Below are 14,940 nucleotides of genomic sequence, written 5' to 3' on the forward strand. Positions count from 1 at the left end.
GGCGAGTGGTCCGCGTTAGAAAGGGCTGACTGTGACAGGTTTGGAAGCTGCGGAATGCGTTGTTTCCCATCCAGGTGGTGAAGCTTAGTCCGGGGCCGGCGCGTCGGGTTCGTGAGGTCGAGGAGACGCTGGGACTGCTGTTGCGCTGCAGCCCTGTCCACATATTTCCCAGGGTCAGCCGTCGCCCTTCGAGCAGGTGAAATGGTTCAGCCTTCGCATTCGGTGCAATACTTGTTTCCGTCCCTTTCCTTGGCGAGCTGGCTGCGGTGGTGGACAAGGAAACAGGACATAAACGTGAATTCGTCAGACTGGATCGGAATGACCTGGACCAGCAGTTCTTCGTTGGAAAGGTCAGCGCCGGGCAGTTAGAAAGCCTCGGCGAGATCGGTCTCATCGATGTCGATGACGGCCCCTTTCGGGGCGACACTGGCCACCCGTTACCGCCAACGACCATGCATCCTTCGTCCCGGCCCCGCCAATGGACTGGATCGCTGACCCGGTTGGGGATCGGCTTACGGACGAGGTTCCCCTAGGGGGCGACGTCAAGCTTGGTGTTGCTGTGTTTGGAATGGAACCGTTAGGTCCGGGGCATGAATTGGACTTGGATGTGCTTGAGCTCAGTGCGGGGAAGCACAGCGGTCACCACGCCGCCGCCTGCCAGTTGGGCTCCGATACCGTAGACGAACGGGTCCGTATCGACCTCTGCACCGGGCATATCGACTCCGTTGATGACGGTCCTGGCCTGGCTGTTGACCATCCGGCCGGTAACTGTGGGGGCGTGCTGGTCCCACGGGTTGCTGCCCGGCCAGAGCTCTTGCCGATATTGGTTCATGAGGATGTGGTTGACATGGTCAACCAACAGGCTTCGAACCGAAGAACGCTCGGATGGATCACGACGCCAGGTGGTTCGCACGGCCTCCTCAAGTTGCGGGTAACGCAGGCGCTCCACGTACTCGATCAGCCAAGGGGGCCGCGGCCATGGCGGAACTTCCTCGATCGATCTGCGTGTCTTCTCGTTGAGGTCCGCGAGGTTTACCGGGTCTGAGTGGTCATCCGGGTTTCGCCAGAGCGTATAGGTGATGCTCGCCGTCATCTCGTTGTACCCACGATCATCTTGGCCATAGGTCACACCAACGCTGTCGGTGTCCTCCAACGATGGTTGAGGCGCGAGCCCCATCACCGGAATGGGCATCAGCTTCAGGCGCTCGGCCCATCCGGCCCGCGGGTCAGGAGCGTCTGAGGGGAGAATTCCGGCCACTCGCATACCTCGACGATGAACCACACGAGGGCGCCTGTAAATGGGAATTGGGTTTGGTACAACACCAAGCACGAACACTCCGGCATCGCCCTGTTCTCCTCAGCGCAAGTCCACGACGGCACATGGAAAAGCATTCGGAAGGAACGCGACCAAACCCTGCAACGCTACTACGACCAGTACCCGCACAGATTCCGAGACCGACCCACCACACCAGCACCGCAAACCTACGTAGGAATCAACCTTCCCGAACCAAACAAACAACCAGCCCACTGACTCCACACAGCTTGAAGGCCTGCGATATGCCCCCATCTCGCATCAGAGGCCGATGGTGCTTTCGCCAGCTTTCTCTCCACGTCCCAACGGCCCAAGATGGTACACCTGTTGCTGTGGGCCGGAGCAGCGGGCTGCCGTCACTGGTGGTAAGGCGAAGAAGGGAACATCTGAGCGGTAAAACTGTGGGAAGGGCGTCACCTCCGACGCCAAGAACGTCCGCAGCGTCCGCGACATCCACCGCGGTCAAAACCGATTTTTGTGCGGCGGCGCCGACACGTTTGACACATCGACGACCAGCGAAAAACAAGACCGCCTAATTGCACACCCTCACTTCTCGATTTCGCTTGCACAAGTAGTCCTAAGAACACCGACGGGATGAGGCGGGTTCTGGGGAAGCCATTGTCCGTGACAGCAGCACCGCTAACTTGCTTTCGTTGGCTGCTCAATCCGTTTCCGGCAAGTTGCAGAATCTGCAGGGGTGCTCTTCGCAACCAGAACCGGCAGGTTCAAGGGCAAGACGCGGGTGCTGTCCTGGGGTGAGGGTGCGTAAGCGGGGATCTAAAGTGTGCCCGTCCGGAACGGCGGCTGTCATCATGGGGTAACCTTTCTGTTCCTCGAGGCCACGCGTTGGTGGACGAGGGTGTTGAGGGACAAAGGGAGCTCGACTGCTGATACGGAAGGCTCCTATGTAAGAGCAGGGATAACCGGAGCAGGAACCGGGGCGAGTCGCGTCAGCCGATTTTGCTGCTCACAGGTGCACTCAACAACAAGCCCTGTTCTTCGACATTAGACGTTCGGGAAGCGGCAGTCATGATAGGGAAAGCCAAAAACAAGAAACCCTTTTGTCTGATTCCTTGGATCGCAAGTAGAACCTGCTCTTTGGAAGACGCCCTTCGCAGGGTGTATGAGCGGTGCCCTTGACAATGTCCGTCACTACGACAGCCTGGAACGAGGAACTCGTGAATGACGGAAGTCTTCAGTCGGATCTGTCCGAGAAGGAGGGCCAGGCTTGAAACGCAAGCCAGAAGGCAGACAGATCCGCTGACGACGCGATATCCCGCCCGGTGATCTCTTTGATCCGGGTGAGTCTATAGGACAAGGTCTGCCGGTGGATGCCAAGAGCGGCTGCCGTTTCATTCCAGCGACGGTCATTGGCAAGGAAAGCAAACAGCGTTTCACGCAGAACAGCTATTTTAGGATCCGTACCCGCGAGTCTACCTAATACCTGTTGGACTATGGCCGAGGCTTCCTTTCTAGAGCGGGTTAGTAGCGATACCGGGACCCCGGTGAAGTCCGTCCATAGACCGTTCGTCCCACCAGATGAAAAGATCTTTGCGGCTTCATCCGCAGCAGCTTTAGCATCCCGCAAGTCGAGGTAGGTTGACGATACCCCGGCCCGGACGTCGAGGCCGTGGAGCAAGTTCCGGACGTCATTTCGACTCTGCTCAGGCATCAGGATAAAAAACGAGCTGCTTCCGGGCCCGGCCAGAACTGGCAGTGACTTGATGGACGCGGCCCGGGCTACCTTTTCGCTATCTTCCAATGCCACTGCAACGAATTGATAGCCTGACGAAGTACCGCTCGGACCCAGAATGCTCCCCAACCCATCAGGGCTACGCCCTTCAAAAATGGACGCAAGCATTTGAGTCGACCGTTCGGAACGGCGGCGAAGTGACCGTAGAAGTTGGCTCAACGCGACATCTATCACCTGCAGGACATGGATTAGCAGGAAGCTGCTCACCTCTTCGCCGGGATATTCGGAAATCATGAGCCTGGAGTCGCTGTCCCCCGGGAGCGCATAGGTACGTTCCCGGACGGACGTGGGCATAAATTCTAGCGGTGCCCCTTCTACAATCGTTAGGCCGGTTTGCACATCGAAGACGCTGAGACCCGCCCTTAGAAGAGCCTGTAAGTCGTTCATCATCCGTAACGGGTCAGTACGGGCGTACGTGGACAACTGATAGAGCTTGCTCAGCTTGAGTACTTGCATGGTTTGGGTGGTTGCGGTAGCAGCGGCAACTGTTCTCCCAATTGCTGCGAAGGGAGTGGCCTGGTTCGTGAGAAGTACAGGAAAAGAACGTCTGTCTGCTTCTTCGTATAGTTCCCGAGTGAGTGGGGGGAGGCTGTTGTGATCCCCCAAGGCAACACCGGAAAGGCCGGCCTCGTCGAGTTTGACAATGAAGTTCCGTTGTTCCACGGCACTATGCGGAACACACAGGCCCACTGTCATGAGTAACTCGTGCGGACCAAGCCAGCGGTCGGGATCACTCAACTCGCAGCTGTGCGCCCATAGAACCTGCCGGTCAAGGCCGCCGGCGCCAGAAAGTACCTTCATACCCAGGCTTTGAGCGGTAACGAGGTCCCTGACCGTCAGCACTTGCTGTTCCATACGGGCATCTTAGTACTCGTGTATGAGGTAACTCTCTAGTACGCCAACACGAATATTTCGCAAACTTTGGTCTTTTGTCGAGTTTTGGCTCACGGAACGGATGCGTAAGGTGTGTCACACGCAGGCAGCCATGACCCTTAGGGAGCTTTGTAGGCACCGTGCACTGACCTGACACCGGCCACACAAGTATTCCCACAGCATCGGAGCGTGGCCGTCATTTGTGAGACCAGCTCGACTCAACCCCTCCCGCTGGTATCGAACGCTGTTAGAAGGCTAAACAGCTTGAACAGCCGAAAACATTGCTGGCGAACTGGCTCGGTGAGCATACAAGACTGAATTGGTCGCAACCACAATCCGAACCCAAGTCGCCATCTGGTAGGTGCAAGGGCGCATCTTCCCAACCGACTTCTTCGACAGGTTCGAAGAAGCCGCTTAAGCGTCGTGGTCGTGTGACCGCGACTCACCTGAAAGGCGTACACCTTTGCAATCTTCTTCTTCTGATATCACAGGAACATCGGCGGACGGTGGCCAAGCACCACCTCCTCAAGATATAGCCCATGCAGATCTACAGTTGGGACACCTCACCGGCCCGCAGGTGATGGGGCTTTCAATATCTTCTTTTATTCCCGCCGTCGGTCTTTCAGCAGTCCCCGCTTTCCTCGCCGCCTACACAGGGCGTTCGTCGTGGCTGGCTATGGCTGCCTCCGTTGTGGCATTCACCATCATTGGGTTATTCGTTACTGCGTTCGCCCGACGGTTTATAGGAACTGGGTCGCTCTACTCCTATATTCGGCACGTGTTTGGCTCGTGGAGCCCGCTCGTCATCGCGGCGGCGATGGTCCCAGGTTACATCGTTGTAGTCATGGTCCTAGTCGTCTCACTGGGTCTCTATGTCGGAAGTTTCCTCATGTCCGTGGGCGTTTCTAGCGCAGCAGGACCAGAGATACAACTGGTAATTTACGTCTTAGCGGCGCTGGTAGCTATGGGGATCGCCTATCGAGGATTGGACGTATCAGTCCGTTCCAGCGTCATCCTCACGGTCGTTTCTGTGCCCGTTATGTTGGTCATTACCGTGGCAACGGCATTCGGCGGAAATGTTGACCTGGCGAGCCAGCTTAGTCTCAGCGACTTCACCTTCAACAGTTTCCTGCAAGGTCTAGCAATAGGCTCGACGTTCTTCATCGGTTTCGAAAGCAGCGCGGCCCTTGGCGCAGAAACCAGAAACCCTACCCGCGCGATTCCTCGGGCAATCATGGTGATCCCCGTCGTCCTCGGTATGGCCTTCCTTGCTGCCACAGTTATCCAGGTGCCGACTCTTGTCGATTCTGCTGACCAGCTTGCCCTTGGTGTCTCACCGAATGCGGTGCTTGCTGAAGCAGCAGGGGTAGGTTTTCTATCGAACATCAGCGACCTGGTTCTGGCTGCTGCCGTCTTTGCCAGCCTGATTGGATTCTTCAACTACGGGTCGCGAGTCGTTGTCAGCGCGGCTTCTGACGGCCTCCTGCCTTCTGCCTTAACCAAAGTCAGCAAGCGTTACAAGAGTCCGCTGGCAGCCATTGCCTTCCTTGGAGTTCCCTCGCTCGTTGGCCCCCCTGTAATGCTCTGGCTGACATCATCCACCCCCCTGGAAATTTACGGATACATTGCCACCCTGTTGGTCTACTTCTGGGTAATTCCATACTTCCTCATCTGCATCGGCGGTGCGGTGTTGCTAAATCGCCTCAGTCCGCGGAAATCGGTTCTGGTAAACATAGGCGCTGCTCTGGCGTCGGCAACTGTTCTGTGGCTCTATGTAAACGGAATCTTGTACCCAGCGCCGGGGCCCCTGAGCGCATTACCCTATGTAATGATCGGAACAGTCGCGGTGTTCCTCGTCGGCTTTGTGGCATCTGTCCGCAGCAAAAGGAGGACCTCGATTTCCGCCTAGGGCGCATTGCATGATCTCCCTAGGAGTCAAGGCGCAGGTTGCATAAACTGCACCGGCGAGTAGCGCCCGCTCCCAAATAGCGCGCAATTAGGAGGCTCCCGTCCAACCCCGGCCGGGAGCCTCCTGCTACCACAATGAACCTTCTAAAAGAGACCCACGAGGACAGTGAGCTGAAGGGAGCCATGCTTCGTTCCCCGCATCTGTCCGAACAGATGCGGGGAACATCCAACAAGGACCCATTGTGAAATTGGGAACTTCACCGGGGCTGAATCCAACGGGCCGTTGAAGGTGGGTGGTACCCGCTGAGTTTGGGCCCGGGAAGCAGCAGCACGTCGACAGGTACTGATTGAGCAAGCCATGTGACAGCGGTTGAGGGTCTAAGACCAGCACGATGTAGGCGGTCCATGAGCTTGAGGCCAGGCCTCCTTTTTGCCGAGCTGATCACCTGGGTATAGCTGCCAGCGATGCCACCTCCGGTCGCTGGCTTCATGCATTTCTTCCGGCGCTGGCGCGAAGGTGAGGGGCAGTGGCAAAACGACTCGCTCGAAGGTTTTGCGTCCCCAGCCCAGGCCACGCTCCGCTCGGCAGGCTGCAACGCAAGCCGCCCCACCACTGTGACGTATCAAAGTCGCAGTTTAGACCTTAGTACCAAAACCATGGTCTTTTCAGACAAACACCGCATGGAAGGGGCCCGTTCTGGCGCGTATGGTCAACACACGATGCAGGTGCAGCTGGCAGGCGTAGGCCTATCTATAGGCACTGCCCGAACCGTCCCTCCTCGCAAGGGCACCCCACGTACGAACCTCCCCCCTAGGAGCCCCATGGAAAACGCCCAATTCCGCCAAGTAATTCTTTCACTCAGCTGCAGAGACAGGATTGGAATCGTTCACGCTGTCTCAGGCTTCTTGGTATCCCATGGCTGCAATATTCTTGCCAGTCAGCAGTTCGACGATGCCGCGGAACGCAGATTCTTCATGCGCGTGCACATCTCCTGCCCAGCAACTGTATCCATTGGCGATCTGAAAAGCGCGTTTCTAGCGGTGGCCTCCACATACGAGATGGAGTGGACCTTGGTCGACGCCTCTGATCGACCCAAGGTTGCACTGCTGGTTTCCAAAGCCGAGCATTGCCTCAACGACCTGCTCTTCCGTTGGCGCTCAGGACAACTCAAAGTGGATTTTCCATTCATCGCCTCGAACCATGCGACTCTTCAGCCAGTTGCAGATGCCCATGGAATCCCCTTCTTTCACATTCCGGTAACGCCGGAAACCAAGCAGGAAGCAGAGGAACATCTGCTGGCTCTCCTTGCAGAACATGAAGTGGAACTGACCGTTCTAGCCCGGTATATGCAGGTCCTTAGCGACAATCTTTGCCGCGAACTTGCTGGCAAGGCCATCAATATCCACCACTCATTCCTTCCAGGGTTTAAGGGCGCCAAACCCTACCACCAAGCATTTGACCGCGGGGTGAAACTCGTTGGGGCGACAGCACACTACGTCACCGCCGAACTGGACGAAGGACCAATCATCGAACAGGAAGTTCTTCGAGTTGGACATGACTACAGTCCAGCTCAACTCGCAGTGGCAGGGCAGGATGCTGAGCGACTTGCACTGTCCCGTGCCGTTCAATGGCACGCGGAACAGCGGATCCTGCTGAACGGCCACCGCACCGTCGTCTTCAACTAAGCACAACTACCCTTGCCCAGAGTCGTACATCGACCTGAGTAGAAATGAGACCCTGATGGACAGGCTTGTCGACCGCGACATAAGCGCCAGCATGTTTACAGCTACTTCCCATGACCCGTTGCCGACCCACGTCCGTACAGTCGTGGTCGGTGGCGGCATTATCGGTGCCAGCATTGCCTACCACCTTTCAGCTGCGGGTGAGAACGACACCCTACTTTTGGAGAGCAACGTCCTGGGCAGCGGCACCTCTTGGCACGCCGCAGGCTTGGTCACTGGAGCGCGCGGGACCACGACTATGACAAAGCTGGCCAAGTACGGCTTGGACTTTTATAGCCGGCTCGAGCAGATGTCCGGGCTGGACGTCTCATTTCAGCGTTGCGGGTCCCTCAGTGTTGCGCGAACCGCCGGTCGCGTTGACGAGCTTCTTTATGCAAAGGACGTGGCCGACCAGCAGGGCGTAAGAACTGAATGGCTAACTGAGGACCGATACAAGGAATTGTGGCCTCTCGCAACCTACTCAGGGGTTGCCGGAGCGCTCCTGCTGCCTGACGATGGTCACATCAACCCGGGTCACGCAACAGTGGCTCTCGCTAAACTCGCCCATAGCCTTGGGACCCAAATACGCGAAAACGTTGCCGTACACAAGGTACTTCGTCAGGGCGATCTCGTCGTCGGCGTACTCACGGATCAAGGAATCGTGCACTGCGATCGGGTGATTTTGGCGTGCGGTTTGTGGACTCGTGATCTCGCGGCCACCGCCGGGGTGAAGGTCCCCTTGTACGCCGCCGAACACATCCACGTCCGATCTGCAGAAATTGACGGGGCTGTCCCTGAGCTGCCCGTATATAGGGATCTAGACAACAGCTACTACATCCGTCACGAGGCCGGGAGGCTCTTGGTTGGCGCATTCGAGCCTGACGGGCTTCCACGCCCCGTTGAGGAGATTCCCTCCAACGGCTTCGCCGAGTTCGGACCGGAGTGGGAACACTTCGCTCCGATCAGAGCGAAGGCCGAAGGGGTAGTGCCGGCACTTGCTTCGGCGGGATTCGACCGATTCCTGAACGCTCCCGAAAGCTTCACCCCAGACGCCAACTTTGCCGTGGGTGAAACCTCCGAACTTTCCAATCTCTTCGTGGCAGCAGGCTTCAATTCTCAGGGGATTATCTTTGCTCCCGGCATAGGTAAGGAGCTGGCGGAGTGGGTCATTTCAGGTACGCCCGGTTTTGACTCATCCGCGGTGGACGTGCAGCGCTTTTCGGGACACCAAAACAACCGAAACTATCTCAAGGCCCGAACTAAGGAGGGCCTCGGTCGACTTTATGCAATGCACTGGCCGAACTTGCAGATGGAAACTGGCCGCAACGTCCGTCGAACGCCCCTTCACGCGCGCCTCGCTGAGCTCGGGGCCTGCTTTGGTGAAGTTAACGGTGGGGAGCGGGCAAACTGGTACGGGGCCCCGGGAACCTCTCCCACCTACGACTACAGCTATGGACGCCCGAACTGGTTCGACCGTGTCGCCGAAGAACATAAAGCGGCGCGTGAGGGCGTGGTCCTTTTCGATCTGAGTCCTTTTGCAAAATTCGAAGTTGCTGGTCCTGATGCTCTTGAGGTGTGTCAGATGGCCGCAACAGCAGACATCGACGTCGAGACCGATAAAGCGGTCTATACCCTCTTCTTAAATGACCGAGCGGGGATCGAACTAGACGGAACCATCACTCGTCTTGGCCTTGACCGGTTCTTGGTCGTTACCCCGTCATTTACCCAGCAAAAGACGGCAGCATACCTCAAACGAATCGCTCGGGGTAAAGCGGCCGCGGTATTTGACTGCACGGCGGCTCTGGCCACAATCGGAGTCATGGGACCGAAAAGCCGAGAACTTCTTAGCAGGATTTCGCCGGAAGACTGGTCCGACGAAGCACAGAGATACACCCACGGACGCATGGTAGAAATTGCAGACGGCTATGCGTACAGTTTGCGCGTGAGCTTCGTAGGCGAATTGGGCTACGAGTTGTACCCAAGTGCCGACATGGCAGTCAACGTCCTGGACGCGCTGTGGGAAGCAGGGCAGGATCTTGGACTCAAATTGGCCGGATACCACGCCTTGGATTCACTGCGCAGCGAGAAGGGATTCAGGCACCTGGGTCACGACATCGGGCCCATTGACGATCCCTATTCGGCAGGCCTTCGTTTCACTATCTCGATGGACAAACCGGGAGGCTTCCTAGGCAAAGACGCCCTCCTCAAGCTCGACCCCACAGCGCCCGATCATCGAACGGTGTATGTAGCACTGGAAGACCCCGATCCGGTGTTCGTACATGACGAGACCGTATACTGTAACGGCCTTCCAGTCGGACGCATGACGAGCGGCAGCTATGGCCACACGCTGGGACGCGCAGTCGGAATTGCCGCTCTTGAACCTGATGCAGATCTCTCCGGTGACTTCGAGGTCCAGTGCAAGGGACGGCTTTACCCCGCGAAGGTCTCCCGGCGGCCGTTCTACGATCCAAAGGGCGAACGGCTCCGCGGTTAGGAGCGACATCCCCCTCGACCCCCCTTGGCCCAGATATCGCATGGTTCGGCCTCTGGACAGATGAAAGCCTCACGGGACCACTACAAAGGAAGGCCTATGGCCAAGAACGTCATGCACGAACCGAACTCGTTGGAGAACGTCGGCAACATCCTGGACGGCAGGGCAACCGCTCGTGCCGTGAAAACCGAACTCGCGGGTCGAATTGCAGCATTGAAGGACCATGGCAAGACGGTTGGCTTGGGAACGATCCTCGTTGGTGATGATCCTGCAAGCCATTCCTATGTAGCGGGGAAGCATAGAGACTGTGCGGAAGTGGGGATTGAATCCATTCGTCGGGACTTACCGTCGACAATCTCTCAGAGGGAATTAGAGAGCGTTCTTGATGAGCTGAATAAAGATGCCAGAACCACAGGCTACATAGTTCAGCTACCACTGCCCCCACATATCGACCAAAATGCTGTCTTGGAAAAAATTTCCCCTCAAAAGGATGCAGACGGACTACATCCGATCAACCTTGGAAAGCTTGCACTCAACGTTAGCGGCGACCTCACCTCTCCTCTACCCTGCACTCCAAACGCCATCGTGGAGCTCTTATCCCGACACGGGATCGCTCTCAACGGTTTGGAAGTGCTTGTCATCGGTCGAGGAGTGACAGTGGGCCGGCCCCTGGGGCTACTGCTTACACGGCGCGCTATCAACGCAACCGTCACTTCAGCGCATACCGGTTCGGCTGATCTCCCCAAGCTGCTAAAGCGCGCAGATGTTGTCGTGGCCGCTGCCGGTGTACCGGGGATCGTGCAAGGTAAACACCTGAAGCCGGGGTCAATAGTCTTAGACGTAGGAGTGTCACGGATCCTTGACGCCAGCACCGGCAAAGCCGCCCTCCAAGGAGACGTCGATGCCGACACTATGCAGGTCGCCGCCTGGATCTCACCCAACCCCGGCGGTGTTGGTCCTATGACCCGGGCGATGCTTCTTGTAAACGTCGTTGAGGCGGCCGAACGGGATCTTTCTTATGCGTAGAAACGCCCCGCCAGGACCACCCTTCGTTTGCAGACCAGGTATGGAAGGAGGGCATTAACCATCTGGCCCCTTCTTTTACTGGCGATCGCTGCGGAAGTAGCAGCTACCAGTCTGCTCCCTCAAACAAACGGATTCAGGAAACTCAAGCCGACTGTGGCAGTCGCCTGCCTATACACGGTTGCCTTCGCCCTCTTGGCTCAGATCCTCAAGTTCACCGACATCGGAATTGCTTACGCACTTTGGGCCGGCCTGGGAACTGCGTCTGTAGCAGTTATTGGCGTCCTGTTCAGAAATGAACGCTTCAGCTGGAAACATGCCATCGGACTGGCTCTTGTGGTCACGGGCGTGGTCACCCTCAACCTCCAAGCCGGTCAATGACTCAAACTCTGCCTCCCGAGTTCAGACCATGAAGGCTGATAATCGGGGGCATGAGTAGCTATGCACGACGAACTCCAGTCAGGACGGTCTTGAACTTTTGCACAGCGATTCGGCAGATCATCACAGGAGAGGCAGGAAGCGTGGCGGCTGACAAAGGTAACAGGGGGCAGAAACGTGCGCCGTTACTTCATAGACATCGCCTTCATGCTTGGTTGTATCTTGGAAGTGCCATAACCACCGAGGTGACTGGCACAGTAATTCTCGACTTTTCCGAAGGCTTTCAACTCCCGGCACAGACAACCGCGGCCATGGCACTATACGCCTTTTCCTTCTTTCTGCTAACCCGCGCGCTTAGGGCAGTACCACTAAGCGTCGCTTATGCTACGTGGTCTGGTCTAGGCACAGTAGCCGTTGCCTTTGCTGGCGCGATTATCCACGGAGAGGCAGTCACTTTGGGAAGGATAACAGCCATTACTGCAGTGATCGGGGGCATCGTTATATTGAACCTTGCCACCACGCGCCAACACTCGGCACGACGCAAAGACGTCTAAGAGGTTGGGTACAGCCGATGTTCCGCGTCTTCTCATAGCTCGGGAGAGCCGGCGCTCGGCGAACTCAAGGAAGTCGGGCTAGGTGACGAAGCACATCGGACTATCCGGGCCGCTTGAAGAACGGCGCCAAGGGTCAGATCATGGACTTGCGAAGGATTGTGCCTGACCCCTCTCGGAAGGGGTCCTTTATTTGCAGTATTTAGACGACTGTGCTGGTCAACGTACCAATTCCCTCGAGACTGATTTGTACGCAGTCTCCGGGGTTAACAGCTGCGAAGGTACCCGGCGCCCCCGTCATCACGATGTCACCAGGCTTCAGAGTCGTCCAGCGAGTGACATACACCAGGCAGTCCACGACGCTCGTGGGTAGATTGAATGTCCCGGAATTGGCCCTAACCTCGCCGTTCACTCGCACGGTGATGTTGACCTTTTCAGGATCCCTAATGTCGGTCTCAATCCAAGGTCCAAGAGGTGTGTAATTGATACCGGCTTTGGCTTGGAAGAGTTTTTCGTCGATAAGTCCTTGGTCGGCGTTCGTGACATCATTCGCGATCGTGTACCCCAGCACATGGTCCATCGCCTCTTCCGTGGTGAGACCGGCAGCGCGTTTACGAATAACAACTGCCAACTCGCCCTCCACGTGGACTGCCCCAGCGTCCCGAGCCGTCTTTATCTGATCACCCGGGTTGGCCAGGGTATGTACGGATTTGTGCCATGCCTGTACGGGAAGCGGATGCTTATTGGTAGGGCGGTTATGGCTCATTCCTATGAGGACGGACGGACGTACCGGGGCGAGTAGCTTCGCACCATCCGCCGGTGTGACTTGCCCAGTGAAGGATATGACTTCGGCAAAGGGGTCTTCCAGATGGTGCCACTCACCGTTCCGAAATACTGCATGCCGTGGGCCTGCGCTCGTTTGTATCCTAGCAAGTCGCATTATTCACTGGTTCAGACGGCATGTAAGCCCCTACCAGTCGTTCAGTTCTCGTAGGGATCGGCGATGCCGATGTATTGGGTGGTGGTGTATTCGGCGATACCTTCGGACCCGCCTTCGCGGCCTAGCCCTGATTGTTTAACGCCACCAAAGGGGGCGGCGGCGTTGGAGATGATGCCCGCGTTGAAGCCAACCATGCCAAACTCGATCTGCTCCGCCACCCGCAGGAGCCGGTTAAGGTCGCGGCTGTAAAGGTAGGCCGCGAGCCCGTATTCCGAGGCGTTAGCCAGTTTGATTGCGTCCTGTTCAGTAGTGAAGGTGGTGACAGGAGCGACGGGTCCGAAGATTTCCTGGCCGAGGATCGCCGCATTGTTGGGAACGTCGGCGAGGACGGTGGGCTGATAGAAGTAGCCTGGTCCGTCCACGGGGGCCCCGCCGGTGACAGCGACAGCGCCGGCGTCCACCGCAGCAGTGACTAGGGCATGGATGTCGTCGCGAGCACCGTTATTGATCAGCGGGCCGACCTGACTGGCAGGGTCCGTACCTCGGCCGGTGGAGAGGGCACCCATCGCGGCTGCGAACTTCCGGGTGAATTCCTGCGCCACGGATTCTTGAACGAGGAACCGGTTGGCTGCTGTGCAGGCCTCGCCCATGTTCCGCATCTTGGCCGCCATTGCCCCTTCTACAGCTTTGTCCAGGTCTGCATCTTCGAACACGACGAACGGAGCATTTCCACCCAATTCCATGGAAGTCCGCAGGACATGTCGGGAAGCGTCTGACATCAGGCGCTTGCCGACCGGAGTGGACCCTGTGAAGGAAACCTTACGCAGCCGGGAATCTTTCAGGAGTGGCCCGGATATCCCCGACGCCGAGGAGGAAGAAACGACATTGAGAACTCCTGCAGGAAGGCCGGCCTCCATCATCGTTTGGGCAAATAGCTGCGAAGTTAGCGGCGTCAGCTTTGCTGGTTTAAGAACCATCGTGCAACCAGCGGCGACCGCGGGAGCAACCTTGCGAGTAGCCATGGCCAACGGGAAATTCCACGGCGTTATCAGCAGGCAGGGACCTACGGGTTTGTGCTGGACCAGGATCTTGTTCTTACCTTCGGGGGTGGTGAGGTATCGGCCGTAGTCCCGAACAGTTTCTTCCGAGAACCAACGCAGAAACTCGGCGCCGTAGGCAACCTCGCCCCGGGCTTCAGCCAATGGCTTGCCCATCTCCAACGTCATCAAAAGCGCGAAGTCCTCCGATCGCGCTGTTACCAGGTCGAAGGCACGGCGCAAAATCTCGGCTCGCACCCGCGGAGCGGTCCGCGCCCACGAGGTCTGCGCCGCGCAAGCAGCCTCCAGAGCGGCGACGGCATCTTCGCTAGTGGCCGAAGCTAGAGTAGCGAGCACCTCCCCCGTAGCAGGATCACGCACATCAAACGTTCCGCCGTCTGATGCATCCCGCCACTGGCCGCCAACAAGCAAGCCGGTGGGCACAGACGCGAGCAGAGGGGCCTCGCGCTCTAGGGGAGCGGCGGGGAACACAGCCGATTCAACTGTCATTTGTAGTCCTCAGAAGATTGTTTTGTAAGCGACTGATTGTGGTGGGTGGGCACATTGGGGGTGAGTAAGTTTCCGCTAAGGAAAGCGCAAGACGCGGACCATGGTGAGACAAAGTTGTGACGGTAGGCGTCGCATGAGTGCCGGCGAAATTGACTCTTATGTTAGGAGCACGGAGTCCAACATTAGATATTCGGTCGACATCCAACATTGCTTCTCCAGAGATCGCGCTCCACTGTCGTCCCTGGGGATATGTCCGGCGAAAGGCGGACACTGAACGTTCTTTGGTCGTGACGCGTGACAACAATTCCATGGGTTGACGTCCGTAACGCATGCGCCATTGCCTCGGTGACCACGGCGGTGAGTCGTTCATCCACCTCGCAGCGGTGATCAACTGTGATGACCTTGCTAAATATGCCCGTGTGCTGTGGCATGCCGGTGGCTC

10 protein-coding genes and 1 pseudogene are annotated in these 14,940 nt (G+C 57.4%); 6 read left to right on the forward strand and 5 right to left on the reverse strand.

Annotated elements, in window-relative coordinates; genetic code table 11:
* Positions 1–206: 206 nt before the first annotated feature.
* The 3 genes and pseudogenes from HMI59_RS00995 to pmfR all read right to left on the reverse strand — a co-directional run.
* Positions 207–410: pseudogene (locus tag HMI59_RS00995) on the reverse strand (DUF4193 domain-containing protein); the annotation flags it as partial.
* 167 nt (positions 411–577) lie between these two features.
* Positions 578–1,264 (reverse strand): hypothetical protein, encoded by a 687-nt coding sequence (locus HMI59_RS01000; protein WP_193592526.1) that lies wholly within the window; start codon positions 1,262–1,264, stop codon positions 578–580.
* 1,243 nt (positions 1,265–2,507) lie between these two features.
* Positions 2,508–3,920 carry a transcciptional activator PmfR gene (gene pmfR / locus HMI59_RS01005; RefSeq protein ID WP_020372852.1) on the reverse strand — a complete coding sequence of 471 codons (1,413 nt, stop codon included), beginning with the start codon at positions 3,918–3,920 and terminating at the stop codon, positions 2,508–2,510.
* Positions 3,921–4,401: 481 nt separating this feature from the next.
* Between pmfR and HMI59_RS01010 the strand changes: the two genes are divergently transcribed.
* The 6 genes from HMI59_RS01010 to HMI59_RS26055 all read left to right on the forward strand — a co-directional run bounded on the left by HMI59_RS01010 (position 4,402) and on the right by HMI59_RS26055 (position 12,014).
* The gene (locus tag HMI59_RS01010) at positions 4,402–5,847 is read left to right on the forward strand and encodes an APC family permease (protein ID WP_225740119.1); all 1,446 of its coding nucleotides are present in this window, start codon (positions 4,402–4,404) and stop codon (positions 5,845–5,847) included.
* An 821-nt stretch (positions 5,848–6,668) separates the two neighbouring features.
* A complete protein-coding gene (gene purU, locus HMI59_RS01015; protein ID WP_016359433.1) occupies positions 6,669–7,532 on the forward strand; it encodes a formyltetrahydrofolate deformylase in 864 nt (287 codons plus the stop codon).
* Between the two features lie 55 nt (positions 7,533–7,587).
* Positions 7,588–10,062, forward strand: a complete 2,475-nt coding sequence (locus HMI59_RS01020) for an FAD-dependent oxidoreductase (RefSeq protein WP_016359432.1) — start codon at positions 7,588–7,590, stop codon at positions 10,060–10,062.
* A gap of 96 nt (positions 10,063–10,158) precedes the next feature.
* Positions 10,159–11,085 carry a bifunctional methylenetetrahydrofolate dehydrogenase/methenyltetrahydrofolate cyclohydrolase gene (locus HMI59_RS01025; RefSeq protein ID WP_193592527.1) on the forward strand — a complete coding sequence of 309 codons (927 nt, stop codon included), beginning with the start codon at positions 10,159–10,161 and terminating at the stop codon, positions 11,083–11,085.
* A gap of 27 nt (positions 11,086–11,112) precedes the next feature.
* The gene (locus tag HMI59_RS01030) at positions 11,113–11,463 is read left to right on the forward strand and encodes a multidrug efflux SMR transporter (RefSeq protein ID WP_016359430.1); all 351 of its coding nucleotides are present in this window, start codon (positions 11,113–11,115) and stop codon (positions 11,461–11,463) included.
* Between the two features lie 50 nt (positions 11,464–11,513).
* Entirely contained in the window at positions 11,514–12,014 is a 501-nt protein-coding gene (locus tag HMI59_RS26055) for a multidrug efflux SMR transporter (protein ID WP_016359429.1), read from the forward strand.
* A gap of 199 nt (positions 12,015–12,213) precedes the next feature.
* Here HMI59_RS26055 and HMI59_RS01040 read toward each other — a convergent pair whose 3' ends face one another.
* Together HMI59_RS01040 and HMI59_RS01045 are read right to left on the reverse strand one after the other, a co-directional pair.
* Positions 12,214–12,951 carry a fumarylacetoacetate hydrolase family protein gene (locus tag HMI59_RS01040; RefSeq protein ID WP_031217301.1) on the reverse strand — a complete coding sequence of 246 codons (738 nt, stop codon included), beginning with the start codon at positions 12,949–12,951 and terminating at the stop codon, positions 12,214–12,216.
* 41 nt (positions 12,952–12,992) lie between these two features.
* On the reverse strand, positions 12,993–14,498 hold the full coding sequence (locus HMI59_RS01045) for an NAD-dependent succinate-semialdehyde dehydrogenase (RefSeq protein WP_017200533.1): 1,506 nt from the start codon (positions 14,496–14,498) through the stop codon (positions 12,993–12,995).
* Positions 14,499–14,940: the final 442 nt, after the last annotated feature.

The sequence above is a fragment of the Paenarthrobacter sp. YJN-5 genome (genome assembly GCF_015040095.1).
Taxonomy (GTDB): domain Bacteria; phylum Actinomycetota; class Actinomycetes; order Actinomycetales; family Micrococcaceae; genus Arthrobacter; species Arthrobacter ureafaciens.